This window comes from Oleiphilus sp. HI0125 (genome assembly GCF_001635355.1).
On sequence record NZ_LWGF01001253.1, the window covers coordinates 1 to 1044 of the forward strand.

Annotated in this window: 1 protein-coding gene and 1 pseudogene; both read right to left on the bottom strand. The window is 43.2% G+C overall.

Translation table 11 applies throughout. The features are described from left to right. Positions 1-521: DUF2860 family protein (locus tag A3762_RS21780; protein WP_156493661.1), on the bottom strand; the 521-nt coding region annotated here is incomplete at its 3' end. A 208-nt stretch (positions 522-729) separates the two neighbouring features. Next, positions 730-1044 (bottom strand): annotated as a pseudogene (locus tag A3762_RS21785) (capsular biosynthesis protein CpsI); the annotation flags it as partial.

Consider the following 1044-nt stretch of genomic DNA (forward strand, 5'->3'; position numbering starts at 1 on the left):
AGACCTAATCCCGTGCCTAATACGTTTTGCCAACCAAGTCGCGCGCCTGTAGAAGATCGATCAGTGCGCGCTCTTGCTACATTCGCAACATAAGGGTCCGCATAGACTTCAGTTGGTAACGCACTAAAAAGAAACGCACCATAAACGATACCTTTTTTAGAAAGCTCTTGTTTCACTCCCAATTGGAATGCCAAGTCGTAACGTACTAAGTCTTCCAGTGCGACACCCAAATAGGCCTGTGTGCGGGATTCAGCAAAGGTGTAATTCACCTCACCAGTAATGAAAGGAGCCACACTCGATTCTGTTTCCGGATCTGCATTAATGCTTTTAATTGTTTGGTCACTTAACTTGCCACTCGTGCCCGCAACTAAGTTACTTGAATACTCAACAGCAGAAGCACCACCCACGACTGAACCACTAAAGCCAGACTCTTTAGGGATTGGTTTTAATGGCGCAGAATGCAAAAGTGTACTGAAGGCAAAACTACCGATCAGAGCGATCGCAGAATAGACATGATTCATATTACTTTCCCTGACAATAATTGTTAGTGCGGCCAATATACAGCTCAAAATATAATAGTTGAGATCTTATTGGTTTACCAAATTCATGGCCTGAAACTAGCGACGCCGCAAGCAAGAACCTGTAAAAGGCTCACTCGCGGCGTTTTAAGATGAGATGAAGTTTGTAAGAAAAAGCCCATATCAAGAAAGATATGGCAGGCTATCTAACTTAAACCTTGTAGAAGTCTCTATACCACTCAACAAAGTTCGCAACACCCTCTTCTAAGGGCGTTGACGGCTTGTAATCAACATCTTTGATTAATGCATCGACATTGGCGTAGGTTGCAAGTACATCACCCGGCTGCATTGGAAGAAGATTTTTCTCTGCTTTCTTACCAACGTTTTCTTCGATCAACTCTATATAACGGAGCAATTCACATGGATTATTGCTACCAATGTTATAGATGCGATAAGGCGCTCTAGATGTGGCTGAATCAGGATCTACTCCAGACCAATCGGGATTTGAAGCAGCAGTATTGTCTAA